General features: G+C 70.0%; 22 protein-coding genes and 1 riboswitch. Of the genes, 12 read left to right on the top strand and 10 right to left on the bottom strand.

All coding sequences use genetic code 11. From position 1 onward, the window contains the following. Window positions 1–48 precede the first annotated feature (48 nt). Both EL493_RS18450 and EL493_RS18445 read left to right on the top strand, forming a co-directional pair. The gene (locus EL493_RS18450; RefSeq protein ID WP_019046785.1) at window positions 49–1641 is read left to right on the top strand and encodes a VWA domain-containing protein; all 1593 of its coding nucleotides are present in this window, start codon (window positions 49–51) and stop codon (window positions 1639–1641) included. A gap of 125 nt (window positions 1642–1766) precedes the next feature. After that, window positions 1767–2834, top strand: a complete 1068-nt coding sequence (locus EL493_RS18445) for a hypothetical protein (RefSeq protein WP_126405769.1) — start codon at window positions 1767–1769, stop codon at window positions 2832–2834. A 7-nt stretch (window positions 2835–2841) separates the two neighbouring features. Here EL493_RS18445 and gcvP read toward each other — a convergent pair whose 3' ends face one another. From gcvP to EL493_RS18410, 7 genes are all read right to left on the bottom strand, one after another. After that, a complete protein-coding gene (gcvP, locus tag EL493_RS18440; RefSeq protein WP_019046783.1) occupies window positions 2842–5652 on the bottom strand; it encodes an aminomethyl-transferring glycine dehydrogenase in 2811 nt (936 codons plus the stop codon). A gap of 158 nt (window positions 5653–5810) precedes the next feature. Then, window positions 5811–5910, bottom strand: a riboswitch (glycine riboswitch). Window positions 5911–5986: 76 nt separating this feature from the next. Then, window positions 5987–6544 (bottom strand): MerR family transcriptional regulator, encoded by a 558-nt coding sequence (locus EL493_RS18435; RefSeq protein ID WP_022566974.1) that lies wholly within the window; start codon window positions 6542–6544, stop codon window positions 5987–5989. Between the two features lie 170 nt (window positions 6545–6714). Beyond that, window positions 6715–7188 (bottom strand): bifunctional nuclease family protein, encoded by a 474-nt coding sequence (locus tag EL493_RS18430; protein ID WP_019046780.1) that lies wholly within the window; start codon window positions 7186–7188, stop codon window positions 6715–6717. A 156-nt stretch (window positions 7189–7344) separates the two neighbouring features. Continuing rightward, complete coding sequence (gene ftsR, locus EL493_RS18425; protein ID WP_019046779.1) at window positions 7345–8136, bottom strand: transcriptional regulator FtsR; 792 nt, start codon at window positions 8134–8136, stop codon at window positions 7345–7347. A gap of 70 nt (window positions 8137–8206) precedes the next feature. Continuing rightward, window positions 8207–8692 (bottom strand): oxoglutarate dehydrogenase inhibitor Odhl, encoded by a 486-nt coding sequence (odhI, locus tag EL493_RS18420; RefSeq protein WP_019046778.1) that lies wholly within the window; start codon window positions 8690–8692, stop codon window positions 8207–8209. A 179-nt stretch (window positions 8693–8871) separates the two neighbouring features. Next, complete coding sequence (gcvH, locus tag EL493_RS18415; RefSeq protein WP_019046777.1) at window positions 8872–9270, bottom strand: glycine cleavage system protein GcvH; 399 nt, start codon at window positions 9268–9270, stop codon at window positions 8872–8874. 42 nt (window positions 9271–9312) lie between these two features. Beyond that, window positions 9313–9948: a CDP-alcohol phosphatidyltransferase family protein gene (locus EL493_RS18410; RefSeq protein ID WP_019046776.1), complete on the bottom strand. Its 636-nt coding sequence runs from the start codon at window positions 9946–9948 to the stop codon at window positions 9313–9315. A 122-nt stretch (window positions 9949–10070) separates the two neighbouring features. Here EL493_RS18410 and EL493_RS18405 point away from each other — a divergent pair, with 122 nt between their 5' ends. From EL493_RS18405 to EL493_RS18395, 3 genes are all read left to right on the top strand, one after another. Further along, window positions 10071–11459 carry a DUF2252 domain-containing protein gene (locus EL493_RS18405; protein ID WP_022566976.1) on the top strand — a complete coding sequence of 463 codons (1389 nt, stop codon included), beginning with the start codon at window positions 10071–10073 and terminating at the stop codon, window positions 11457–11459. 112 nt (window positions 11460–11571) lie between these two features. Then, window positions 11572–12450 carry a nuclease-related domain-containing protein gene (locus EL493_RS18400; RefSeq protein WP_198040959.1) on the top strand — a complete coding sequence of 293 codons (879 nt, stop codon included), beginning with the start codon at window positions 11572–11574 and terminating at the stop codon, window positions 12448–12450. 31 nt (window positions 12451–12481) lie between these two features. After that, window positions 12482–13093, top strand: a complete 612-nt coding sequence (locus tag EL493_RS18395; RefSeq protein WP_022566977.1) for a phosphatase PAP2 family protein — start codon at window positions 12482–12484, stop codon at window positions 13091–13093. On the opposite strand, the gene EL493_RS18390 is transcribed toward EL493_RS18395, so the two are convergent. Further along, entirely contained in the window at window positions 13090–15021 is a 1932-nt protein-coding gene (locus EL493_RS18390) for an acyl-CoA dehydrogenase family protein (RefSeq protein WP_019046772.1), read from the bottom strand. The genes EL493_RS18395 and EL493_RS18390 overlap by 4 nt on opposite strands. Before the next feature lie 100 nt (window positions 15022–15121). Here EL493_RS18390 and EL493_RS18385 point away from each other — a divergent pair, with 100 nt between their 5' ends. From EL493_RS18385 to EL493_RS18375, 3 genes are read left to right on the top strand one after another with little or no spacing between them, the layout of a single operon-like run. After that, window positions 15122–15766: a TetR/AcrR family transcriptional regulator gene (locus EL493_RS18385; protein ID WP_019046771.1), complete on the top strand. Its 645-nt coding sequence runs from the start codon at window positions 15122–15124 to the stop codon at window positions 15764–15766. A 3-nt stretch (window positions 15767–15769) separates the two neighbouring features. Continuing rightward, window positions 15770–16705: an ABC transporter ATP-binding protein gene (locus tag EL493_RS18380; protein ID WP_019046770.1), complete on the top strand. Its 936-nt coding sequence runs from the start codon at window positions 15770–15772 to the stop codon at window positions 16703–16705. Then, on the top strand, window positions 16702–18333 hold the full coding sequence (locus EL493_RS18375) for an ABC transporter permease (protein WP_019046769.1): 1632 nt from the start codon (window positions 16702–16704) through the stop codon (window positions 18331–18333). Before EL493_RS18380 ends, EL493_RS18375 begins: the two co-directional genes overlap by 4 nt. A 42-nt stretch (window positions 18334–18375) precedes the next feature. Here the strand turns inward: EL493_RS18375 and EL493_RS18370 are convergent, their stop codons facing one another. Then, a complete protein-coding gene (locus tag EL493_RS18370) occupies window positions 18376–19863 on the bottom strand; it encodes a sugar transferase (protein WP_019046768.1) in 1488 nt (495 codons plus the stop codon). Window positions 19864–20336: 473 nt separating this feature from the next. Between EL493_RS18370 and EL493_RS18365 the strand changes: the two genes are divergently transcribed. From EL493_RS18365 to EL493_RS18350, 4 genes are read left to right on the top strand one after another with little or no spacing between them, the layout of a single operon-like run. Then, entirely contained in the window at window positions 20337–21578 is a 1242-nt protein-coding gene (locus EL493_RS18365) for a class I SAM-dependent methyltransferase (RefSeq protein WP_019046767.1), read from the top strand. Next, window positions 21575–22351 carry a glycosyltransferase family protein gene (locus EL493_RS18360; protein ID WP_019046766.1) on the top strand — a complete coding sequence of 259 codons (777 nt, stop codon included), beginning with the start codon at window positions 21575–21577 and terminating at the stop codon, window positions 22349–22351. The genes EL493_RS18365 and EL493_RS18360 overlap by 4 nt, the downstream gene beginning before the upstream one ends. After that, window positions 22348–22998, top strand: a complete 651-nt coding sequence (locus EL493_RS18355; protein WP_022566978.1) for a PIG-L deacetylase family protein — start codon at window positions 22348–22350, stop codon at window positions 22996–22998. The genes EL493_RS18360 and EL493_RS18355 overlap by 4 nt, the downstream gene beginning before the upstream one ends. Window positions 22999–23000: 2 nt before the next feature. Beyond that, the gene (locus tag EL493_RS18350) at window positions 23001–24035 is read left to right on the top strand and encodes an NAD-dependent epimerase/dehydratase family protein (protein ID WP_022566979.1); all 1035 of its coding nucleotides are present in this window, start codon (window positions 23001–23003) and stop codon (window positions 24033–24035) included. On the opposite strand, the gene EL493_RS18345 is transcribed toward EL493_RS18350, so the two are convergent. Further along, window positions 24013–24576, bottom strand: a complete 564-nt coding sequence (locus EL493_RS18345) for a dTDP-4-dehydrorhamnose 3,5-epimerase family protein (RefSeq protein ID WP_022566980.1) — start codon at window positions 24574–24576, stop codon at window positions 24013–24015. The two genes, EL493_RS18350 and EL493_RS18345, sit on opposite strands and share 23 nt — an antisense overlap. Window positions 24577–24589: the final 13 nt, after the last annotated feature.

The raw sequence follows: 24589 nt of genomic DNA, 5'->3' as shown, positions 1-24589 counted from the left end.
TCTCGAAGTATCAGCAAAGGTCCGGTTATCGCGGCATCGGTACTCGTAGTGGTGATCGTGGCCGTGTTCGCCTGGTTCCAGCTCAGCGATCGGGCGGAGAGCTCCGACGTGGCGGCCGCCGCCGAATGCGTCGAGGGACCGGCCACCCTCGATGTCACCGTGGACCCGGCGATCGCGGGCCCGGTCCGCGCCGCCGCCGAACGCTACAACGCGAGCAAGCCGCGGGTGCGCGACCATTGCGCCCGCGTGGAGGTCGCCGCCCGGCCCAGCGCCGCCCTGGTCGCCGGGCTCGCCGACACCGGCAAGTGGGATCCGGCGCTGGGCCCCAAGCCCGGACTGTGGATCGCCGATTCGAGCCGGTCGATCGATCTGGTGCGAGTGCCGGGCCTCATCGAGGGCACTCCCGCCTCCATCGCCACCAGCCCGATCGTCCTCGCCGTGCCCGACGCGCTGCGGCAGGCCCTCGAAGAGCACAAGGTCGCGTGGTCGGATCTCCCCCGGCTCCAGCAGGGCTCGCTCGACGAACTCGGCCTTTCCGGGTGGGGTGGACTGCGGATGGCGCTGCCCAGCGGCGACGCCACCACCGCCGCGGCCGCGTCCATCGGCGCCGCCGTGTCGGGTACCGAACCGCTGACCGAACAGGCTGCGGGCTCGGGACAGGTCGTCGCCGCGATCTCCGGTCTGGCGGCCGGCGCGGAGGTCTCCGCCGATCTGGTGAGCGCGATGGCCGCGATCAGCGCCGAGCCCGCGGGCGACGCGGTGCACGCCGTCGCCGCGACCGAGCAGCAGCTCGGTAGCGGCGGGCTCACCGCCTTCCGGCCGATCGGCACCGCGCCGATGGCCGACTACCCGGCCGCGCTGCTGTCGGGTCCGTGGGTCGACAAGACCCAGAACCTCATCGCTTCCCGGTTCATCGACTTCCTGCGCGCCCCCGAGCAGGCGGGCGCGCTGGCGACCGAGGGCTTCGGCCCCGCCATCGGTTCCGCGCCGCCCAACCCGGACAAGGCGGCCTTGCAGAAGGTGCAGACCACCCTGGCCAACCCGGTGCTCGGCGTGAACGCGACGGTGCTGCTCGACGTGTCGTCCTCGATGGGCGCCTCCGAGGGCTCCATGACCCGCCTCGCCAACGCAGGCGCCGCGCTGGCCTCGACCCTGACCGTCATGCCGCCCGACTTCGGTCTGGGCCTGTGGACCTTCGGCAAGAACCTCGACGGCACCACCCCGTACAAGGTGCAGGTCCCGACCGGCCTGCTGACCGACGCCCAGCGCACCGCGGTCGGCTCGGCGGTCACCTCCACCAAGGCCACCCAGTCCACCACCGACCAGGCCTACCCCAGCCTGCTCGCCGCCTACCGCGCCGCGGTCGCCGACTGGTCCCCCGGCCGCACCAACTCCATCCTGCTGATCACCGACGGCCCCGACGACGACTCGTCGGTCACCGGCCCCGCCCTCGTCGCCGAGATCACCGCCGCCGCGGCGGCGGGCAAGCCGGTCCGCGTCGACGTCATCGTCATCGGCGGCCAGGGCACCCAAACCCTGCAGACGGTGGCCCAGCAGACCAACGGCACCTACACCAAACTCCCCACCAGCAACGACCTCGGCTTCGGCACCGCCGTCGTCAAGGCACTCACCACTCCCTGACGCCGGATCCGGCGCACCACAACGGTATTCACCGGGAAGGTGCGCCGATCCCGGTGTGGACCGGCCCCGCGTGGGGTATTTGTTAGCCACTGCGTTCGGTCCGATCCGCGGCGGGGAGACGAGTGATGCCGACCAACCCTGGCGCGCCTGCGCGTGCCACGCTGCGGCGATGGCGGGAGCGTGCGAGCCGGACGGTGATCCTGGCCGCGCGCAAACCCCACCACTACATCCTCACCGTCAGCACGGCTGCCGCCGGCGTGTTCAGTTCGCTCGAGGCATCCGATCCGGTGAAGCGCGGCATCGACGCGCTGCCGGTCGTGACGAACAGTGATTGGCTCGGTTTCGTCCTGTTCACGGTGGTCATCGCGGGCGGATTGCGCTTGTTGTCGCTCGCGGTCGGCAGACTCGCGGGGCGGGAACCGATCGATGTCCTGGCCGGGCTGATCGATGAGAGCGGTCTGCTGCCCGACCTCACTTCGCACTACGGGAGACGCATGACCGGCGACACCGACGCGACCCCACAGCTCGACTATCGGGTGCGTCATCTCGACGACCGTGATCTGGACACCCTGTGCCAGATCAACCGCGAGGCGTTCGCCCGGTCGGGGTTCGCGACGCCGCTCGATGTCATCCGGCAGCGCAATCTCAGTGTGCATCAAGTGAATCCGCTGTCCTACAGCCTGATCGAGGCCGCCGTCGACGGTAGCTTCGTTCCGGTCGGGTTCTCCTGCATCCTGCCGTTGAACCGTCTCGGCGAGGCTTCCTACTGCCGTACCGGCGGTCTGACCGACGCTCAGCTGCGCGGCATCCACCTGACCAGGCCGGGTGAGTGGTCGGACGCGGTGGTGCTGTTCTCGGTCGGGCTGCTGCGCGGGTTCCGGGGCAGGCTCGGCGCGAGTCCGCTCACCATCTCACAGATCTTCATCGACCATCTCGCCGAGGTACTGCTCGACGTACACGCCGCCGACCCGGCCCGGCCGACCACGCGGATCTACGCGCAGACCGAACACACCGGTACCGGTGTCGCCCGGCTGCTCAACGCGTTCGGGTTCGCCGACACCGGTGTGGTGACCGGCGACGGCTACCCGTTGCAGATGCTCGAGATCCCGCTGGGCACCATCGATCCGGCGTCGGTCCCGTCCGCGCCCGCCTTGCGCGCCCTGCTCGAACAGCTGCGCTCCGCCGCCGGATGAGCGACGGTCAGTCCTCGTAGGCGTCCAGGGGCGGGCAGGAGCAGACCAGGTTGCGGTCACCGAAGGCGCCGTCGATGCGGCGGACCGGGGGCCAGACCTTCGGGCGGGTGTGGCCGATACCGCGCGGGTAGACGGCGGTCTCGCGGCTGTACGGGTGGTTCCAGTCGCCGACCAGGCTGGCCGCGGTGTGCGGGGCGCCGCGCAGCGGGTTGTCGGTCACCGGCCAGACGCCGGCACCGACCTGGTCGATCTCGGCGCGGATGGCGATCATGGCCGCGATGAACTCGTCGAGCTCCTCGAGGTTCTCGCTCTCGGTGGGCTCGACCATCAGGGTTCCCGCTACCGGGAAGCTCATGGTGGGCGCGTGGAAGCCGTAGTCGGCCAGCCGCTTGGCCACGTCGTCGACGGTGACACCGGTCTGCTTGGTGATCTCGCGCAGATCCAGGATGCACTCGTGGGCGACCATGCCGTTCTCGCCGGTGTAGAGCACCGGGAAGTAGGCGTCGAGACGGCGGGCGATGTAGTTGGCCGAGGCGATCGCGGTGAGCGTGGCCTCGCGCAGGCCCTCGGCGCCCATCATCCGGATGTAGGCCCAGGTGATCGGCAGGATCGAGGCCGATCCGTAGGTGGCGGCCGACACCGCGTGCGAACCGGCTTCGCGCGGGTCGCCGGGCAGGTACTGCGCCAGGTGCGAGCGCACCGCCACCGGACCCACACCGGGGCCACCGCCGCCGTGCGGGATGCAGAAGGTCTTGTGCAGGTTCAGGTGGCTCACGTCGCCGCCGAACCGGCCCGGCCGGGCCAGGCCGACCAGGGCGTTGAGGTTGGCACCGTCGACGTAGACCTGACCGCCCGCGTCGTGCACGAGCGCGCACAGCTCGGCCACCTCGTGCTCGTACACGCCGTGCGTGGACGGATAGGTGATCATGATGCAGGCCAGCCGGTCGGCGTGGTCGGCGATCTTGGCGCGCAGGTCGTCGAGGTCGACGTCACCGTTCTCGCGGCACTTCACGACCTCCACCCGCATACCGACCATGGCCGCCGACGCGGCGTTGGTGCCGTGCGCGCTGGACGGGATCAGGCAGGTGTCGCGGTGGTCGTCGCCGCGGTCGAGGTGGTAGCGGCGGATCGCCAGCAGGCCCGCGTACTCGCCCTGGCTGCCTGCGTTGGGCTGCAGGCTCACCGCGTCGTAGCCGGTGATCTCGGCCAGCCACTGCTCGAGGTCGCCGATCAGCTTCAGGATGCCGGGCACGTCCTCGGTGGGCGCGAACGGGTGCAGCCGGGCGAAACCGGGCCAGGTGATGGCCTCCATCTCGGCGGTCGCGTTGAGCTTCATGGTGCACGAGCCCAGCGGAATCATGCTGCGGTCCAAGGCGATGTCCTTGTCCGACAGCGACCGCAGGTAGCGCAGCATCGCGGTTTCGGTGTGGTGGCGGGTGAACGCCGGGTGGGTCAGGTAGTCGGAGGTGCGGGTCTCGATCGTGGCGGGCTGGGCGCTCGCGCCGGAGTCGGGAGCCTGTGCGGTGCCGAAGGATTCGACAACCGCGGCGACGTGCGCGTCGGTGGTCGCCTCGTCGCAGGCGATGGCGACGTGGTCGGCGTCGACCAGGCGCAGGTTGATCCCCTGCGATTTCGCCTTGGCGACAACGGCTTCCGCGCCGCCGGGCACGTGCGCGAGGACGGTGTCGAAGAAGGTGTCGTGCACCAGCGCCGCGCCGAGGCCCGACGCGACGGCCGCCGCGTGCGCGTGCACCCGGCGGGCGATGGCACGCAGGCCGTTCGCACCGTGGTAGCTCGCGTACATGGCGGCGACGATGGCCAGCAGCACCTGCGCGGTACAGATGTTGGAGGTCGCCTTCTCGCGGCGGATGTGCTGCTCCCGGGTCTGCAGCGCGAGGCGGTAGGCGGGCGCGCCGTCGGCGTCGACCGACACGCCGACCAGGCGGCCGGGCAGCTGACGGGCGAAGGCGGTGCGCACCGCGAGGTAGCCGGCGTGCGGGCCGCCGAAGCCCATCGGCACGCCGAAACGCTGGGTGGTGCCGAAGCACACGTCGGCGCCCTGCTCGCCGGGCGGGGTGATCAGGGTCAGCGCCAGCAGGTCCGCGCCCGCGGCGACCAGCGCGCCGCGCTCGTGCGCCGCGGCGAACAGCGCGGTGTGGTCGACGATGCGGCCGGAGGCGCCGGGGGTCTGGGTGATCAGGCCGAAGAACTCGCCCTCGGGCAGCACACCCGTGGACAGGTCGGCCTCGACGAGTTCGATGCCCAGCGGCTCGGCCCTGGTGCCGATGACGGTCTTGGTCTGCGGGAACAGGTCGGTGTCGAGCACCAGCCGGTTCGACTTCGACTTGCCCGCGCGGCGCAGCAGCGTCATCGCCTCGGCGGCCGCGGTGGCCTCGTCGAGCATGGAGGCGTTGGCGACGTCCATGCCGGTCAGGTCCGACACCATGGTCTGGAAGTTCAGCAGCGCCTCGAGCCTGCCCTGGCTGATCTCGGGCTGGTACGGGGTGTAGGCGGTGTACCAGGCCGGGTTCTCGAGCAGGTTGCGCACCAGCACCGGCGGGGTGAGCGTGTCGTAGTAGCCCAGGCCGATCATCGAGGTGGCGACGGTGTTGGCGTGCGCCAGCGCGGCCAGTTCGGCGAGCACCTCGTGCTCGGTGCCGGGCGCGGGCAGCGCGTCGAGGCCGGACTCGTCGAGGATGGTCGCGGGCAGCGCCGTGGTCGCGAGCGCGTCGATCGAGTCGACGCCGACGGTCTCCAGGATCCGGGCGAGTTCGTCGGAATCGGGTCCGATGTGGCGGTCGGCGAACGAACGGGTCACGGCAGCTCCAAGGTCGGGCGGGTCGACCAGGTGGCCGACGGGTACCAGCCCTCCCCCTCTGTCGTGGCGCCTGAGAGATTCGGCGACGCGACCGTGGCCGGCCGTGCCCCTTTCCCCGTGGGCGGGCAGCCTGAAGCCACCGCTTTCCAGAGGCGTCGAATCACCGTGCGGTCCCTGTTGCCTGAGAGATTGACGGGGAGGTGCTGCTCCTTCGGCGCCCGGACTCTGACGACCCCGGGACTCTCCCGCACGGCGGCGACGCACCCCCGAGTCTAGATGCAGCAAACCCCCGGCCGCGCCACCAGGGACGCGTCGGGGGTGTAGTGCTGGTCACTTATCCGGTTTTGCGGTTCTCCCGCGCCTTGCGCCGGTAGGACAGTTCGTCCTCGGGCCGGTCGGTGAGTTCGGTGGCCCGCTCGGCCGGGAAGTCGGCGATCGCCCCGGTCAGTTCCCGCATGGCGCCGCTGACCGCGATTCCGAAGACGCCCTGCCCACCCTGCAGTAAATCGACGACCTCCTCGGGCGAGGTGCACTCGTACACCGTGGTGCCGTCGGAGAACAGCGTGATCCCGGCCAGGTCCTGCACGCCGCGGCTGCGCAGGTGATCGACGGCGATCCGGATGTTCTGTAAAGAGACGCCCGCGTCCAGCAGCCGCTTCACGATCTTGAGGACCAGGATGTCCTTGAACGAATACAGCCGCTGACTGCCCGACCCCGCGGCACCCCGGATCGACGGCACGACCAGGCCGGTGCGGGCCCAGTAGTCGAGCTGCCGGTAGGTGATGCCTGCCACCTGACACGCGCTCGGCACCCGGTAACCGACCAGATCGTCCGGAACCGAGTCGTCCGGGAACAAGCCAGGCTGCACCACATCCTGCGATTGCTCTTCCACTGACCACTCCTTGCTGTGCCGACGATTCTCGAGTACCGGAGTCACGACGGATGTTGCCCGACTTTCGAGGTTACTCCTGTCATTGTCGGACCTGCACCGTTGTCGCACCAAGCACCGCGCGCGGCGATTCCCTCGACCTCTACTTCAGGTCTAGCGGAGCGCGATGTGAATCAGCTGTCCGTGGCCTTGAAGTCGTCCGGCGAGACGGACTCGAGGAACTCCTTGAACTTCTCCACCTCGTCCTCGCGCTCGTCGGGCATCACCAGCCCCGCCTCGGCCAGCACCGGCTCCTCGGCGAAGATCGGGCAGCCGACCCGCAGCGCGATGGCCACCGAATCCGAGGGCCGGGCCGAGACCCGCAGATCGCCGTCGAAGACCAGATCGGCGTAGAAGGTGCCCTCCTGCAGATCCACGATCCGCACTTCCTTGAGCGTGTGCCCGAGTTCGGTGATCAGGATCTTGATCAGATCATGGGTGAGCGGGCGGATCGGGGTGACGCCCTCTTGCTCGAGCACGATCGCGGTGGCCTCGGCCTGCCCGATCCAGATCGGCAGGTACCGTTCGCCCGCCGCTTCCCGTAGCAGCAGCACGGGCTGGTTCTGTGGCTGCTCGACACGGATGCCGATGACGCGCATCTCGCTCATGAGTTGACTGCCTCCCATACTCGCCGCCGGCCGGCACGACCGCTGCGCAGCTCGCCGTATCAACGAGTCTAGGCGAATTCCGGCCCGGGCAACGAGGACGGCAGGGCCGAAATGGGCGTGTTGCCGGGGTGATACCCGATTCGGCACCCGGGAGTGTCAGTTGCCGAGCGCGGCGCGCACGGCCGCCTTCACCAGGGCCGCGTGCAGGTTCAGCGACAGTGCCGCCAATTCGCGGACGGTCTCCTCGGCGCGGGCGCGGGCGTCGGCGTCACGGCTCTTGGCGATGGGCGCGGCGATCTGGGCGACCAGGGCGGCCTCCCGGTCGGCGGCGAGCTTGAACGCGCGCAGGTGCCGGGCCTCCAGCCCGAACTCGGCCATCGATTTGGCCGCGTGGGCGAGGGTGACGGCATCGGATTCGAAGAAGCCGCCGGCGCCGGGGACGATCAGGCCGGCGCGCAGCAGGTCGTCGAGGAACCGGTCGTCGATGCCCGCCTTGTCGAGCAGATCGGCGCGGGTCAGCCGCACGGCGACGTCGGCGCGCAGTTCGTCCGGTGTGATCTCACCCGGGACGACGCCGAGCCGTCGCGGCGGGGCCGGGACGTCGTCGGCGTCGGAATCGGCGCGCGCGGCGCCGGACAGCGACTGTCCGGCGCCCGCGGCACCGTGGTGCGAGTGGGCCCTGGCGCGCGCTTCCCGCACGCCCAGGGTGGCCGCACCACTGTCGATCGCTTCGAGCTGTTCCTTGATCACCTTCAGCGGCAGGTACTGATCGCGTTGCGCGGTCAGCACGAAACGCAGCCGTTCGTAGTCGGCGACGGAGAACCGCCGGTACCCCGACGGCGTCCGCTCCGGCCGGATCAGGCCCTCGGATTCGAGGAACCGGATCTTGGAAATGGTGATGTCGGGAAAATCTGGTCGCAGCAGGTCGAGCACGGAGCCGATCGACATTCCTCCGCGCGCCCACTGCGCCGCCCCTGTCACAGCACTGCGCCCTTCGCGAGCACCAGCACCGTGCGGGTCATCGCGAGCCCGCGCCCGTCGACGACTCGTTCGCCTGCGCGCGCGGACCGGTCAGGAAGACCAGCCGGAACTTGCCGATCTGCACCTCGTCGCCGTTCTGCAGCTCCGAGGAGTCCACCGGCTCCCGGTTGACGTAGGTGCCGTTCAGGCTGCCGACGTCGACCACCTGGAACGAGTCCTCGTCCTGACGGAACTCCGCGTGCCGACGGCTGACGGTGACGTCGTCGAGAAAGATGTCACTGTCGGGATGGCGACCGGCCGAGGTGGTCGGCTGATCCAGCAGAAACCGCGAGCCCGCGTTCGGGCCGCGCTTGACCACCAGGAGGGCCGCGCCGACCGGCAGGCCCTCGACGCCCTGCACCGGCTGTTCGCCGGCCGGCTCTCCGGAGCGCGACGCGTCGACCTCGTTGAGGAAGTCCGCGCGGAAGACCGACGTCGTCTCGGCCGCGGTCTCCCCGTAACCCGGGTCCCTGTTCTCGCTCACCGTTTCTCTCCTCCTCGAACCTGATTATCCATGCAAGCAGGTGCTGTATTCGGCGACACGACCGGCGCGATCACATCGCCAGGAAAAAGATCCCGGCGTCGATTTCCCCGACGTATCCGCTTGGCTTTGACCGTACCCTGCCGGGGCGTACCCGTGCAGGGAGAACTGTGAAGGCTGCTTCAGCCCCCGATAACTCCTTGATAACCCGCCGCATCCAGCAGTTCACCCAGGGCGGAATCGAGTGCCGCCGCGTCGGCGAAGGCGAGCTCGAACAGCCAGCCCTCCTCGTACGGGTCGGTGTTGAGCGTCTCCGGCGACTGGACCAGATCCTCGTTCACCGCAACGACTTTGCCGCTCAGCGGAGCGTAGATGTCGGACACGCTCTTGGTCGACTCGACCTCGGCGATGCTCTCGCCCGCGGTCACGTCCTTGTCGACGTCGGGCAGCTGCACGAACACGACGTCACCCAGCTGTGACTGGGCGTAATCGGTGATGCCGACACGCACCGCCGTGGGGCCGGTCCGCTGCACCCATTCGTGCTCCTCGGTGTAGCGCAGATCCTCAGGGGTCCGGGTCACAGGACGTCCTTTCGTCGTCAACGTTGCACGCAAGAGTATCGACTAGCTCCCGCGGTGCGGCACAGGCGGTATCGAACGCGCGACCGCGACGGCCAGCCCCGCGTAGAGCGCCCCGGTCCACACGTACAGCGCGGTGCCCCAGATCAGCAGTGCCCAGCCGAAGGCCCAGCCGAAACCCGCCCCTGCCCAGTCCATCTCTCCGGTGAGCAGCCACGGCAGCGCCGACATCAGCGCGAAGGTGGCCGCCTTGCCGAGATAGATCACCTCGGGAGCGGGCAGATCACGGCGTTTGTATACCGACAAGGTCACGGTGAGTACCAGATCGCGCCCGATCAGGACCACCGCGATCCACCACGGGATGATCCCGCGTGCGACGAACGCCACGAGCGTCGTCACGAGGTATAACCGGTCGACGAGCGGATCGAGCAGGGCGCCCAGCCGGGAGGACTGGTCGAGCAGCCGGGCGAGTTTGCCGTCGAGGAAGTCGGTGAATCCCTGCGCGATCAGCAGCGCGAACGCCCAGCCGTCGGCCTCGCGGACCAGCATCAACCAGAGGAAAACGGGGATACCGATCAGCCGGAGCAGGCTCAGCGCGTTGGGCACGGTCAGGATGCGATCGCTGAACACGCCACCGGGTTCGGTGTCGTTGGTGTCCGGCGTTCCCGATTCGGTTGCCACGCCCCTGCATACCGCACGAACCCCTGCTCGCGCCATCCGGCCACGCCGGGAATTTCCGGCCGCGCGCGATTGCCACGCGGTCGCAGCACCCCCACGCGCCCGACCGGCTAACCTGGGCAGTTGTGTCCGACAGTGGAATAGATCTGCGCTCCTACGTTTCCGCCGAGGACGCTCGCGAGCGTGGCCGCGCGGCCCGGCGCCGGGTCCCGGTGACCGACCGCGACCGTGCCGTCGAGAGCCCCGACCGGCCCGGCGTGCTCGACTTCCTGGCCGCGAGCAACCGGGGCCGCATCGAACGGCTGATCCCGCTGCGCGTCGGCCGGATGGCCGCCTCCCCGTTCACCTTCTTCCGCGGCGCGGCCGGATTGATGGCCGCCGACCTGGCGGCGGGGCCCGCCAGCGGGCTGACCGCGCAGATCTGCGGTGACGCCCACGCCGCCAACTTCGGTCTCTATGGCAACCAGCGCGGTCAGATCGTCATGGACATCAACGATTTCGACGAGACCGTGCTCGGCCCCTGGGAATGGGATCTGGATCGGCTCGCCGCCAGCCTCGTGCTGGCGGGCCGCGAGGGCGGCGCCGACGAGGACGAGTGCCTGCGCGCCGCCCGCGACGCCGCCCGCTCCTACCGGCGCACCGTCGCCGACCTCGCGGAGCTGCCGTTCCTGGAGGCCTGGACGGCGATGCACGACGAGTCCATCCTGACCGACGCCAAGGCCGAGGATCTGACCGACAACTTCAAGAAGGCCGCCAAGAAGGCCCGCAAGAACACCAGCGCCAAGGTCGTCGCGAAGTGGACCGAGCATCTCGACGATCACGAGACCGATATCAGCAAGCACCGGTTCGTCAGCGACCCGCCGGTCCTGACCGCGGTCGACGAGCGGGTCGCCGAGGCGGTGATCGACGGTCTCGAGCGGTACGCGGGCACCCTGCGCGAGTCGCGCCGGGCCCTGCTGGCCCGGTTCGCGGTCTCGGATGTGGCGTTCCGGATCGTGGGGACCGGCAGCGTGGGCCTGCACAGCTATGTGGCGTTGCTGCACGGCAACGACGGCGAGGCCCTGGTGCTGCAGGTCAAGCAGGCGGCGCCGTCGTCGCTGACCCCGTTCCTGCCGCCGGTACCGCCCCGGCACGAGGGCGAGCGGATCGTGGTCGGCGCGCGCAGCGTGCAGTCCGACACCGACATCCTGCTGGGCTGGACCACGGTCGAGCTCGACGAGCCGCTGCCGTTCATCGTCCGTCAGTTCCGCAATCTCAAGGGCAGTATCGACCCGGCGGGACTGTCGGCCGACGATCTCGACGACTACGGCCGCCTCGCCGGCGCTCTGCTGGCCCGCGCGCACGCGCGCTCGCTCGACCCGCGCACCCTGGCCGGGTATCTGGAGGACGACGAGGACGCGTTCGAGGAGGCCGTCGCCCGCTACGCGGTGCGCTACGCCGACCGGACCGAGGCCGATCACGCCGAGCTGGTCGCCGCCGTGGCGGCGGGCACGGTCACCGCCGAGCCGAGCTGAACACCCGACGTCTCCTGAGGGGCAACAGCCGGTTGTCGAGCTACGATGTACGCCAACGGTTCTCGGCCCGCGGCGCCAACGACCCAGAAGGGTGGTCTCCATGCTCGTGCGCGTGCAGAATGCGGCAGGCACCGATGCCGAACTCGCACTGATCGACTGGCTGCGCACCTGGAAGGATCCCAGTAGCCCGCACGGGGTGGCCACCATCAACTGCGGGCTGTTCCACAACGACCGGCTGCACCAGCTCGACGCGGTCGTGTGGACGCCGACCAGTTGCGTGATCATCGAGGCCGAGACCTTCACCGTGCCCCAGGACGGCGTGCTGGAGATCCCGCTCAACGGCCCGTGGATGGTCTCCGGTGAGCTCGCGCAGTTCGCCGGCGGCGAGAAGTCCACGCCGCTGGAACGCTCCCGCGAGCACACCTTCGCGCTGCAGGACTATCTCGCCGCGCGCGGGCTCGGCCAGCGCGCCGTGCACGGGCTCGGCGTGATCGTGCCGCAGCCCGGCGCGCAGATCGATGTGCACCAGGGATGGAACGATCCCAGCTTCGACGTGATCGTCACCGACGATCCGTACCGGCTCGAGCAGTACTTCACGACGCTGGCCGCCAAGGAGCACAACCGCTGGACCGCCAACGACATCGCCATCGCGTTCCGCGGGCTCGGCATCCTGCCGTACCTGCCTGCGCCGCAGGATCTGCTCAACGAGGGGTTCCTGGGCCCGATCGATGTCACCCTGTGGCACGGCGGGCCGACACAGGCCCAGGCCGAGCAGTACGCCGAACAGCAGGCCGAGCTGGAGCGCGAGCTACAGTCCCGGGGGCTGGTGGCGCCCTGGTACAGCCCGTGGAAGCTGTACCCGCGAGTCGGCGGCGACCTCGACTTCGGCCGGGCGTTCCTGCGGATCACCCTGGCCGTCGGCATGATCGTGGCGATCGTGTGGGTGCTGTGGTTCCTGGTGACCGCGGTGCTCACCTACGGTCCGGCCTGATCGAGCGCTCCGGGCGGCTATCGTCGCGTCCGTGATCGACTCTGTGCCCCGCCGGCGCGCAACGGCCGTCCGGGTGACGGCGATCGGTGCGGGCGCCGCCCTCACCGCCGGGCTGCCGCTGACCTTCCCCGCCGACGACGGACCGACCGTCTTGGACACGGCGGTGGCGGGTCCGGTCACCGACACGGTCTCACCCGGCTTGGCCGAGTTCCTGGTCGCGCCGAGCAATGTGCCCGTCGTGCTGATGCTGACCGTGGCGGCGGCGGGCTGGTTTGCGCTACGACGGCAGTGGTGGCGGGTGACCAGCATGCTGCTGGTCCCGGCGCTGATCTCGGCGATCAACGCGCTCGCGCTGAAACCGTTGTGGGACAGGCAGTTACACGACTATCTGGCCTATCCGAGCGGCCACACCGTGCATCTGGTCGCGGTGGCGGTGACCTTCGCCTGTCTGCTCGACGATCTACGGGCCCGGGTCGCGGTCGCCGTCTTCACCGTGGTGGCGGTGCTGATGATCACGCCCGGGATGGTCGTGCTCGGCTACCACCACCCCACCGATGTGCTCGGTGGGGCGGCGGTGGCCGCGGCGATGGCGATCGGCCTGTGCTGGGCCGTCGAGCGGCTGCGCGCCGCGGCCGGCGGCTAGCGGCGGTCGAACACGCTGGCGTCGCTCAGCATCGCGGCGCGCAGCATGGTCTCGGGCACGCCCATCGCCTCGACCAGGGTCAACGCGTCCGGGCGGAGCCGGTCGACGAGCTCGTTCACGCCGCGCCGCACCGACTTGGCCCGTTCCACCGACATGAACCGGTGCATGATGAACCAGGACAGGTTCTCCTCCAGCGTGGCGTACACGTAGAGGTCGCACACGGTCTCGGCCAGCGCCTTCGCCTCGGGGTCCTGGATGGCGGCGATCCCGTCGACGAATTCCTCCAGGATCAGCCGGTCGATGTGCGCGGTGCCCGCGGCCAGGATGTGGTCCTGGGCGTTGTTGAACGCCTCGAACGGGCCGGTGTCGGCGGCGCGGGCGCGCAGGCGGTGCGCGGCGGTGCGCAGCAGGTAGTCCTCGCGGTCGGCGAACAGCTGCACCTGCACCGAGCGCTTGGACAGGTCGCCCTCGTCGACGGTGTCGTCGGAGCGGTCGCGCAGCGTCTGGATCAGCTGGCGCACCCCGGAGCGCTTGCGCACCACGTCACCGGCCATGGTCGCGGCGAACTTCACCCAGCCGAGCGCGTCGAGGTCGCGGACCTCGTCGGAGTAGGCGGTCAGCAGTTCCTTGGCGACCAGCTGGGTCAGCACCACGTTGTCGCCCTCGAAGGTGGTGAACACATCAGTGTCGGCCTTCAGGGTGACCAAGCGGTTCTCGGTGAGATACCCCGCGCCGCCGCAGGCTTCGCGGCATTCCTGGATGGCGCGGGTCGCGTGCCGGGTCTGGGCCACCTTCAGGCCGGCGGCACGCTTCTCGAGCGCGCGCTGAGCGCCGGGATCGGTGTTCTGACCGGACTGGATGGCGTCCATCCGGCGCACCAGGTCGTTCTGCGCGAAGGACAGCGCGAAGGACTTGGCCACCAGCGGCAGCAACCGGCGCTGATGGCTGCGGTAGTCCATCAGCAGGGTTTCCTCGCCGGTGTCGGGGTCGGAGAACTGGCGCCGAGCCAGCGCGTAACGCACGGCGATGCTCAGCGCGACCCGCGCACCGGCCGCCGCGGCGCCGCCGACGCTGACCCGGCCGCGCACCAGGGTGCCGAGCGTGGTGAAGAAGCGGCGGCTGGGGTTGTCGATGTCGGAGGTGTAGGTGCCGTCCGGCTCCACGTCGGCGTACCGGTTGAGCAGGTTCTCACGGGGCACCCGCACCTGGTCGAACACGATGCGGCCGTTGTCGACGCCGGGCAGGCCGCCCTTGATGCCGTCGTCGAAGGTGGTCACGCCGGGCAGGTCGGCGCCGCGCTCGTCGCGGATCGGCACCAGCAGACAGTGCACGCCCTTGTTCTCGCCACCGGTGATCAGCTGCGCGAACACGGCGGCCATCCGCGCGTGCACGGCCGCGCCGCCGATGTAGTCCTTGCGAGCCGACGGGGTCGGGGTGTGGACGACGAATTCCTGGGTGGCCGGATCGTAGGTGGCGGTGGTCTCGAGGTTGGCGACGTCGCTGCCGTGCCCCGATTCGGTCATCGCGAAGCAGCCGAGCAGATCCAGCGAGATGAGCCGCTTGATGAAATCGCGATGCCGCTCGGTGCCCAGGTTCTCCACGGCGCCGCCGAAAAGTCCCCACTGCACACCGGATTTCACCCACAGCGACAGGTCGGCGTAGGCCAGCATCTCGAGGCCGACGACCGCGCCGCCAGGATCGCCGCTGCCGCCGTTCTCCGGCCGGAAGCCGCGCTCGGGGTAGCCCATCGAGGCGATGATCTTCATCTGTTCCAGGACGCGGGCGCGGGCGGCGTGGATGTCGAGTTCGGGATCGCCGGTGAAGCGGTCGTCGGCGAGCTGGTCGCGCGCCTGATCCCGGATCGGGCGCCACGGTCCGTCCAGCGCTGCGCGGAGATGTTCTGCCGTCGTCGGTGTGCCGGTAGCCATGCTTCGACCCTAGCCCGGGATCCGGAAGTGGTGGCGGCCCGAAACTCGTCGGCGGAAAGTCTTGCTCGCACATTGAACGAGTGTTTAGTATATTGAACATGTGTTCAACCAACAGCCCGTACCGCAAGGATCCACCGACCTGACCACCACGGCCCGCATCCGCGATACCGCCATCGACCTGTTCGGAGAGCAGGGATTCGGGGTCGGCGTGCGGGCCATCGCCGCGGCGGCAGGCGTGTCCCCCGGACTGGTGAACCATCACTTCGGTTCCAAGGACGGCTTGCGCGCCGCCTGCGACGACCGTGTGCTCGAGATCATCCGCGACGAGAAGCTACGGGTCATCCGCTCGGCGGGACCCACCGGAATGCTCAACGCGATGGCCGAGATCGAGCTGTATGCCCCGCTCGTCGCCTACATGCTCCGCAGTTTCCAGGCCGGCGGCGCGCTGGCCGAATCACTGCTCGAGCACATGATCGCCGACGCCGAGCAGTACATGCAGACCGCCGTCGACGAGGGCCAGCTCAAGCCCAGCCGCGATCCGGCGGCCCGGGCCCGATACATCGTGCTCTGCCACGTCGGAGCCATGAACCTTTACCTGCAGATGCGAATCCAGCGCGAGGGAAAGCTCGACTACCGCAAGGCGATCCGGGATCTGTCCGAGGAGATCACCTTCCCGGCGCTCGAGCTCTACACCCAGGGCATGCTGACCGATTCGACTCTGCTCGACAGCCTCATCGAGGAGTAGACGATGCCCTCCCCCACCACCGACCGGGTCATCGATGTCCATGACCTGCGTAAGACGTTCGGCCGCTTCACCGCGCTCGACGGCCTCGACCTGCGGGTCGCGCCCGGCGAGATCCACGGTTTCCTGGGCCCGAACGGCGCCGGTAAGTCCACCACCATCCGCATCCTGCTCGGCGTCCTGCGCGCCTCCGGCGGCACCGCGACCCTCTTCGGCCGCGATCCCTGGGCCGACGCGGTCGTACTGCATCACCGGATCGCCTATGTGCCAGGCGATGTCACGCTGTGGCCGTCGCTGTCGGGCGGGGAGACGATCGATCTGCTGGCCCGGATGCGGGGCGGGCTCGACGCGGGCAGGCGGGCTGAGCTGATCGAGCGGTTCGAGCTCGACCCCACCAAGAAGGCACGCACCTATTCGAAGGGCAACCGGCAGAAGGTCGCCCTGGTGTCGGCCTTCTCCGCCACGGCCGATCTGCTCGTCCTCGACGAGCCGACCTCGGGCCTGGATCCGTTGATGGAGCAGATCTTCCAGGACTGCGTCCGCGAGGCGGCGGCGCGCGGGGTGACGGTGCTGCTGTCGAGTCACATCCTGTCCGAGGTGGAGCACCTGTGCGACCGGGTGACGATCATCCGGGCCGGGCGCACCGTCGAATCGGGTTCGCTCGATCAGCTGCGGCACCTGAGCCGCACGGCGATCACCGCCGAACTGATCGGCGACCCCGGCGATGTCGAAGCGCTGCCCGGCGTCGACGACGTCGAACGCGACGGCGCGACGCTGCGCTGCCAGGTCGACGCCGAGCACCTCGGCGCGCTGATCCGCGTCCTGGGCGACGCGGGCGTGCGCAGCCTGACCAGCGCCCCGCCGACGCTCGAGGACCTGTTCCTGCGCCACTATCACGTCGACGCCGACGGCGCGGCCGACACCGCGGCGGTGCGGGCATGACCACCATCGCCGCCTCCCCCGGCTTCCTCGGAACATCGCGCACGGCAGGCGAATTCGCCGGCACCGGGCAGCTGTTGCGGCTGTACCTGCGGCGGGACCGGATCATCGCGCCGCTGTGGTCGCTGCTGATCGGGCTCATGCCCGCCCTGCAGGTCGTCTCGGTGAAGGATCTCTACGCGACCCAGCAGCAGCTCGACAGTTTCGCGACGACCACCGCGGCCAGCCCGGCGCTGCTGGCCATGTACGGCCCGGTCTTCGATTCCTCGCTGGGTTCCATCGGCACCTGGAAAGCCGGCGCGATGTATTCGATGATCGCGATCGCGGCCGTGCTGACGGTGGTCCGGCACACCAGGGTCGAGGAGGAGACCGGGCGCGCGGAACTGGTGGGCGCCACCAGCATCGGGCGGTTCGCCGGACTGACGGGTGCGCTGCTGCTCACCTTCGGTGCCTCGGCGCTGGCCGGAATCGCCTGCACCGCTTCACTGCTGGCGGCCGACCTGCCCACCGCGGGCTCGGTGGCCTGGGGTGCGGCGCTGGCCGCGTCGGGCATCGTGTGGGGTGCGGTGGCGGCGGTGGCCGCCCAGCTCAGCAACGGCGCCAGGATCGCCCGCGGGGTGGCACTGGGCGCGCTGGGCGCGGCGTTCGCGGTGCGCGCGGTGGGCGACGCCGGGAGTGGTGTGCTCTCGTGGTTCTCACCGCTGGGCTGGTGCCTGCAGATCCGCCCGTACGCCGGTGAACGGTGGTGGGTGCTGGTGCCGCTGGCGGTGCTGGCGGTGGGCGCGACGTTGCTCGCCTACGGGCTGTTGCGCACTCGCGATCTCGGTGCCGGGCTGCTGGCCGAGCGCCCGGGTCCGGCCGTGGCCGGCGGTACGCTGGCCGGCCCGGTGGGGCTGGCGTGGCGGTTGCAACGCGGCTCGATGCTGGCGTGGACGGTCGGATTCGGGCTGTACGGCCTGCTGATCGGCGGCGCCGTGGACAGCATCGGCGGGATGCTCGACGACAGCGGCACCCTGCAGGACGTGGTCACCTCGATGGGTGGTTCGGCGGATCTGGAGAAGTCGTTCATCGCCTACGCGATCACGATGCTGGCCGCCGCCGCGTCCGCGTACTCGGTGTCGGCGGTGCTGCGGCTGCACGAGGAGGAGAACACCGGCCGGGCGGAGTCGGTGCTGGCCGCCGCGGTCGGGCGGGTGCGGTACGCGGGCAGCCATCTGCTGTTCGCGCTCCTGGGCCCGGCGGTGGCACTGCTGGTGTCCGGCTTCGGGATCGGGCTCGTCTGGGGCGGCACCGACGGTGACGTCCCCGGCAAGCTCGCGGACTCGCTCGGCGCCGTCGCGGTGCAGCTGCCCGCGGTCTGGGTCGTCACCGGGATCGCGCTGCTGCTGTTCGGCGCGCTGCCCAGATACGCGCCGCTGGCCTGGGCGGTGCTCAGCGCGATGATCGTGATCCTGCTGCTCGGTTCGCTGGGCGCGTTCCCGCAGTGGCTGATGGATCTGGTGCCGTTCGTGCATCCGCCGAAGCTGCCGGGCGCGGAGTTCAGCGTGACTCCGGTCCTGTGGCTCGGCCTGGTCGCCCTGGCCGGTATCGCGGCCGGCCTGACCGCCTTCCGGCGCCGCGACCTGCGCTGACCGTGCCGGGCCGGTGTCCGCACCGGCCCGGCCCCGGCGGGTCTAGTAGGCGCCCTCGCCCTGGGCGACGGTGCCGATGGTGCGGCCGATCAGTTCCAGGTCGAGCAGCATGGACCAGTTCTCGACGTAGGACAGGTCCAGGCGTACCGATTCCTCGACCGACAGGTCGGAACGCCCGCTCACCTGCCAGAGTCCGGTGACGCCGGGTTTCACCAGCAGCCGCCGCCGCATGACCGCGTCGTAGCTGTCGACTTCGCGCTGCACCTGCGGGCGGGGGCCGACGACGCTCATCTCCCCGCGGATCACGTTGAAGAACTGCGGCAGCTCGTCGAGGCTGTATTTGCGCAGGAAGCGGCCGACGGGCGTGACCCGGGGGTCGTCCTTGAGCTTGAAGAACAGCGGGTTGCCGCCGTGCTCGTCGATGAGGTGCTCGACGGCCCGGTCCGCGTCGGCGAACATGCTGCGGAACTTGATCATCCGGAACGGCACCCCGTCGCGGCCGATGCGTTCAGACAGGTAGAACACCGGCCCGGCGCTGGTCAGCTTGACCGCCAGCGCGATCACGAGCAGGGTGGGCGCGATCAGGATCAGCACCGTGCTCGCGAAGCACAGGTCGAACACGGCCTTGCGCCGGGATTTGGCCAGGCTGTAGCGGGGGCCGTCGATGTGCAGCATCGGCATGCCGGCCACCTGGCGGTTGGTGAGCCGGACGCCGGCGATGTCGACCACGCCCGGCGCCACGATCAGGTCGATGCCGAGCTGATCGAGTTCCCAGGCCATGCGGCCCAGTTCGGCGGGGCCGAGGTGTTCGGTGGCGGCGACCGCGACCGAGTCCGCGCCGCTGCGGCGCACCGCTTCCAGGACCGAGCGGTCGTCGCCCATCAGCGAGGTGCCCTCGGCGGCGGCGAACGTCGTTCCCTCCGGCACGCAGACCCCCACCACGCGATAGCCCGAGGCGGGGTCGTCGGTGAAGGCGCTCGCCATGGCGTGCGCGGCCTCCGGCGAGCCGACGACGAGGACCCCGGTGTGGCAGCGGCCCTGGGCGCGCCAGCGGCGCAACACCAGCCGCCAGGCGATCCGGCCCGCGACCAGTGCGGCCAATCCGGTGGGCAGGGCGATCGCGAGGTAGCCGCGGGCGAACTCGATCCGGAAGATCAGCGCCAGGATGGCCAGTACCCCGAACAGGCGCAGGGTCGCGGAGAACAGGCGGCGGAACTCCTCGACGCCGGTGCCGATCACGTGCGGGGCCCGGGTACCCCGACCGCTGAGCAGCGCCAGCCAGACCACGGCGAGCGCGCCGGAGACCACCGAGTAGCCGATGTCGTAGGGCAGCGGCCAGGCCAGCGGTGGATCCGCCGGGCCGCCGAACCGCAGGATCTGGGCGGCACCGACGGCCGCCGCGACGATCACGGTGTCGGTGAACGCCACGCGCTGGGCGTACCCGGTCTGCCACTGTCTGCGCTCCGCGGGCACCGCCGCGGTGCCACCGACCACCTCGACATCGCCGCCGCCGGCGAACTCGAAGCTCATGTACCCAACCTCTCCCCCAGGGGGCGACGAATCGCCACCCGTTTCGCCGGCGGATACCGAGCGTGTCGGGTCCCGCGTCCGTCGAGTCGGTGCAGGCCCACCGAGCGTTACACAGTCGCCCGATCGTGGCCCTGAGCAGCTGCGCCGCCGCGCATTTCGCATCGTAGCGGCGCGGCCCGCGATCCTCCCCGCGGCGGGACGGCCGGTGATCGCATCTGGATATGACTGCAGGACAACGGCATCGAACTGTGCCGGAATTCATAGCGGCGAGGGTGGCGGCGACCACTCGGAGCGCGATAGCTGTCGGCTCTCACCCGAAAGAGCCCCGAAACATACCATGAATTGGTACGGCCACCAGGGATTTCGCCGCGACCATTGTCGCCGGAGGCTGTAACGTCTGTGCCGGTCTCGCCGACTCTCCGGCGTACCCGGCAGCGGCCGGGATGATCATCGGTGCAAGAAGGTAGGCGTGCGTGCAGTGTCGGCTCTGTGATTCCGGCCGGCTGACCAGTGTGGTGGATCTGGGTGCGACGCCGCCCTGCGAGAGTTTCCTCACCGCGGACCAGCTCGATCGGCCCGAACCCACCTATCCCCTGCATCTGCGTCTGTGCGAGGACTGTCTGCTGCTGCAGCTGCCCGCGCTGATCACGCCGGAGGACACGTTCACCGAATACGCCTACTTCTCCTCGTATTCGAGCGGGTGGGTGCGCCACGCGGAGGAGTTCGTGGCCGCGGCGGTGCAGCGGCTGGGGCTCACCGCCGAATCCTTCGTCGTGGAGGTGGCCAGCAACGACGGCTACCTGCTCCAGCACGCGGTGGCCCGGGGCATCCCCTGCCTGGGGATCGAACCCTCGGTGAACGTCGGCGCCGCCGCCCGCGCGATCGGCGTCGCCACCGAGACCGCCTTCCTGGACGAGGACACCGCGGCCCGGGTGCGCGCCGCGCACGGGCCCGCCGATCTCGTGGTGGCCAACAACGTCTACGCGCACGTGCCGGATCTGCGGGGCTTCACCCGCGCGCTGCGGGCACTGCTGGCCGATGACGGCTGGCTCTCGATCGAGGTGCACCACGCGCTGAACCTGGTGGAGCTGGGGCAGTTCGACACGATCTACCACGAACATTTCCAGTACTACACCGTGTATTCGGCGCAGCGCGCGCTGGCGGTGGCCGGGCTGACCGTCGTCGACGTGGAACTGCTCGACACCCACGGCGGCTCGATCCGGCTGTGGGCCCGCCCCGATCCGGTCGCGACGCCGACCGCGCGGGTGGCGGCGGTGCTCGACCGCGAACGCGCCGCGGGACTGCACGACCCGGCCGGCTATTCGGCGCTGGGCGACCGGGCGGTGACCGTGCGGCAGGAACTGCTGCGCTTCCTGCTCGACTGCCGGGCCGAAGGCAAGCGAGTGGTCGGCTACGGTGCGCCGGGCAAGGGCAACACCCTGCTCAACTACTGCGGGATCCGGCCCGATCTGCTCGAGTACACCGTGGACCGCAATCCGTACAAGCACGGCCGCTACACCCCGGGCACCCGCATCCCGATCCACCCGCCGGAGCGGCTCGACGCCGACCGGCCCGACGTGGTGCTGGTCCTGCCCTGGAATCTCGAAACCGAGATCACCGCCCAGCTGCGTCATGTCGGCGACTGGGGCGGCGAACTGGTCTATCCGCTGCCGGTGCTGCATCGCGCGGTCACGGAAACGAAGGTGAACCGATGAAGGTCGTGCTGTTCTGCGGCGGGTACGGGATGCGCATGCGCGGCGGGTCCGACGACGTCGTACCCAAGCCGATGCAGCTGGTCGGGCCGCGCCCGCTGCTGTGGCATGTGATGCGCTACTACGCGCACTACGGCCACAAGGAGTTCGTGCTGTGCCTGGGCTACGGCGCCGAGCACATCAAGAACTTCTTCCTGACCTATCAGGAGACGGCCTCCAACGACTTCGTGATCCGCCACGGGCAGCTCGAGCTGCTCGGCAGCGACATCGCCGACTGGTCGATCACCTTCGTCGACACCGGGGTGGAGTCGGCGATCGGCGAGCGCCTGCGCCGGGTGCGCGAGCACCTCGGCGATGACGAGTACTTCCTGGCCAACTACGCCGACGTGCTCACCGACGCGCCGCTGGACACGATGATCGAGGCGTTCCACGAGTCCGGCGCGGCCGCGTCGATGATGGTGGTGCCGCCGCAGTCCTCGTTCCACTGTGTCGACATCACCCCGGCCGGTGAGGTGAAGGACATCATGCCGGTGGCGCGGATGCCGCTGTGGGAGAACGGCGGCTACTTCGTGCTGAGCCAGGAGATCTTCGACCTGCTGCCACCCGGCGGCGACCTCGTCGCCGATGCCTGCGGCACCCTGGCCGGGCAGGGCCGATTGTTCGGCTACCGGCATCTGGGGTTCTGGAAGCCGGCCGACACCTTCAAGGAACGCGCCGAACTCGACGACGCCTACCGCAACGGCACGCGGCCGTGGATGGTGTGGGACCGGGCGTGATCGGGCTTTTCCGCACGCCGCCGCGCCGGGTCGCGGTGCTGGGCGCGCACTGCGACGACATCGCGATCGGGATGGGCGCGACGCTGCTCGCGCTCACCCGGGCCGTGCCCGATGTCGAAGTGCGGGCGCTGGTGCTCACCGGTGGCGGCACCGCGCGCGCGGCCGAGGAACGCGCGGCGCTCACCGCGTTCTGTTCCGGTGCCGCACCCGAGCTCGACATCCTCGACATTCCCGACGGTCGCGCGCCCGCGCACTGGGACCGGATCAAGGACGCGCTGGTCGCGTTCCGCCGCGGCGGCGAACCCGAGGTGGTGTTCGCCCCGCATCGTGGGGACGCCCACCAGGACCATCGGCTGCTGGCCGAGTTGGTGCCGACGGAGTTCCGCGACCATCTGACCCTGGGCTACGAGATCCTCAAGTGGGAGACCGACACTCCCACCCCCACCCTGTACCACCCGATGAGCCGGGAACTGGCGCAGGAGAAGTCGCGGCTGCTGCGCGAGCACTATCCGTCGCAGACGGGCCGGGACTGGTTCGACGAGCAGGCCTTCCTCGGCCTGGCCCGGATGCGGGGCGTGCAGTGTCACGCGCCGTACGCGGAGGCCTTCGTCCTGGACAAAGCGATCATGAGATGGGAACGGACGTGAACATGCGGGTACTGGTCACCGGGCACCAGGGCTATCTCGGCACCGTGATGGTGCCGGTGCTGCGGGCGGCGGGCCACACCGTCACCGGCCTGGACATCGGCTACTTCGCCGACTGCCTGCTGGGTGAGTTCGCCGGTGACCCCGAGGGTCTCGCGGTGGATCTGCGCGAGGTCACCGTGGACCAGTTGCGCGGGTTCGACGCGGTGATCCATCTGGCGGCGCTGTCGAACGATCCGCTGGGCGCGCTGGCGCCGGAGATCACCTACGACATCAACCACCACGCCTCGGTTCGTCTGGCCCGCGTGGCCAAGGACGCGGGGGTGCGCCGGTTCCTGTACGCCTCCACGTGTTCGGTGTACGGGGCCGCCGGTGCCGAGCTGGTCGGTGAGGACGCGCCGCTGCGCCCGATCACCCCGTACGCGCAGAGCAAGGTGCGCGTCGAGGACGACGTGGCCGCGCTCGCCGACGCCGACTTCACCCCCGTGTTCCTGCGCAATGCCACGGCGTTCGGCTTCTCGCCGCGCCTGCGCGCCGACATCGTGCTCAACAATCTGGTCGGCTACGCGGTGCTGACCGGCGAGGTGAAGGTGCTCTCCGACGGCACACCGTGGCGTCCGCTGGTGCACGCGCTCGATATCGCGGCCGCGTTCGAACGGTGCCTGACCGTGCCCGCCGCCGACATCTCGGCCCGCGCGTTCAATATCGGCACCGAGGCCAACAATCTGACCGTGGCCGAGATCGCCGCGGCCGTGGTCGACACCGTGCCGGGTTCGCGACTGCTGATCACCGGCGAGCACGGCGCCGACCCTCGGTCCTATCGGGTCGACTTCTCCTCCGCGCGTGCGGTTCTCGGCTTCGAGGCGCAGTGGACGGTCCCGGCGGGCGCGGTGGAGCTGTACACCGAGTACACGGCGCGGGGGCTGACCGAGGAGTCCTTCTTCCGCCGGTTCACCCGGCTCCCCCACCTGCAGGGGTTGTGCGAGGCGGGGGTGCTCGACGCCCGGTTGCGCCGGGTCAGTGCGACGTCGTCAGCGTAGCGCGCAGCCGCGCCCAGCTACCCGCGCGCGCGTCGCGCGCGGAGACCGGGCCCGGGGGCAGCGGCCACGCGATGGCGAGCTCGGGATCGTCATAGGCGACCGCGAGATCCTCGGCGGGATCGTGCGGGCGGTCGATGCGGTAGCAGACGTCGGCGAGTTCGGTAAGGGCCTGGAAGCCGTGCAGGAATCCCGGCGGGACGTACAGGTGGTGGAAGGCCTCGTCGTCGAGCCGGAAGGCCTGGGCGACACCGAAAGTGGGCGAGCCTGGCCTGATGTCGACCAGGACGTCGTGGATCGCGCCGTGCGCGCATCGCACCAGTTTCGCCTCGCCGCGCCCGCCACGGCCGTGCATGCCCCGGATGACTCCGCGTCGCGAGCGCGACTGCGAGTCCTGCACGAAAGCGGCGGCGGCGCCCTCGACGCCGAGGTGGGCGTCGAACTCGTGGGCGTCGAAGGTGCGGGTGAACAGCCCGCGCTCGTCCCGGAAGGGTTCGGGGACCAAGATCACCACGTCGGCCAATGCGGTCCGCTCGATACGCACGAAGGACATCCTG

The sequence above is a fragment of the Nocardia asteroides genome, assembly GCF_900637185.1.
GTDB classification, from domain to species: domain Bacteria; phylum Actinomycetota; class Actinomycetes; order Mycobacteriales; family Mycobacteriaceae; genus Nocardia; species Nocardia asteroides.
The sequence above is the reverse complement of the archived record's forward strand: the minus strand, read 5'-3'. Positions and strand labels throughout refer to the sequence as shown.

Excerpts from the sequence above, each read along its gene's own strand:
- EL493_RS18445 (WP_126405769.1), top strand. The coding sequence starts at position 1,767 with ATGCCGACCAACCCTGGCGCGCCTGCGCGTGCCACGCTGCGGCGATGG.
- EL493_RS18430 (WP_019046780.1), bottom strand. The coding sequence starts at position 7,188 with ATGAGCGAGATGCGCGTCATCGGCATCCGTGTCGAGCAGCCACAGAAC.
- ftsR (WP_019046779.1), bottom strand. The coding sequence starts at position 8,136 with ATGTCGATCGGCTCCGTGCTCGACCTGCTGCGACCAGATTTTCCCGAC.
- EL493_RS18390 (WP_019046772.1), bottom strand. The coding sequence starts at position 15,021 with ATGGCTACCGGCACACCGACGACGGCAGAACATCTCCGCGCAGCGCTG.
- EL493_RS18380 (WP_019046770.1), top strand. The coding sequence starts at position 15,770 with ATGCCCTCCCCCACCACCGACCGGGTCATCGATGTCCATGACCTGCGT.
- EL493_RS18375 (WP_019046769.1), top strand. The coding sequence starts at position 16,702 with ATGACCACCATCGCCGCCTCCCCCGGCTTCCTCGGAACATCGCGCACG.
- EL493_RS18370 (WP_019046768.1), bottom strand. The coding sequence starts at position 19,863 with ATGAGCTTCGAGTTCGCCGGCGGCGGCGATGTCGAGGTGGTCGGTGGC.
- EL493_RS18360 (WP_019046766.1), top strand. The coding sequence starts at position 21,575 with ATGAAGGTCGTGCTGTTCTGCGGCGGGTACGGGATGCGCATGCGCGGC.
- EL493_RS18350 (WP_022566979.1), top strand. The coding sequence starts at position 23,001 with ATGCGGGTACTGGTCACCGGGCACCAGGGCTATCTCGGCACCGTGATG.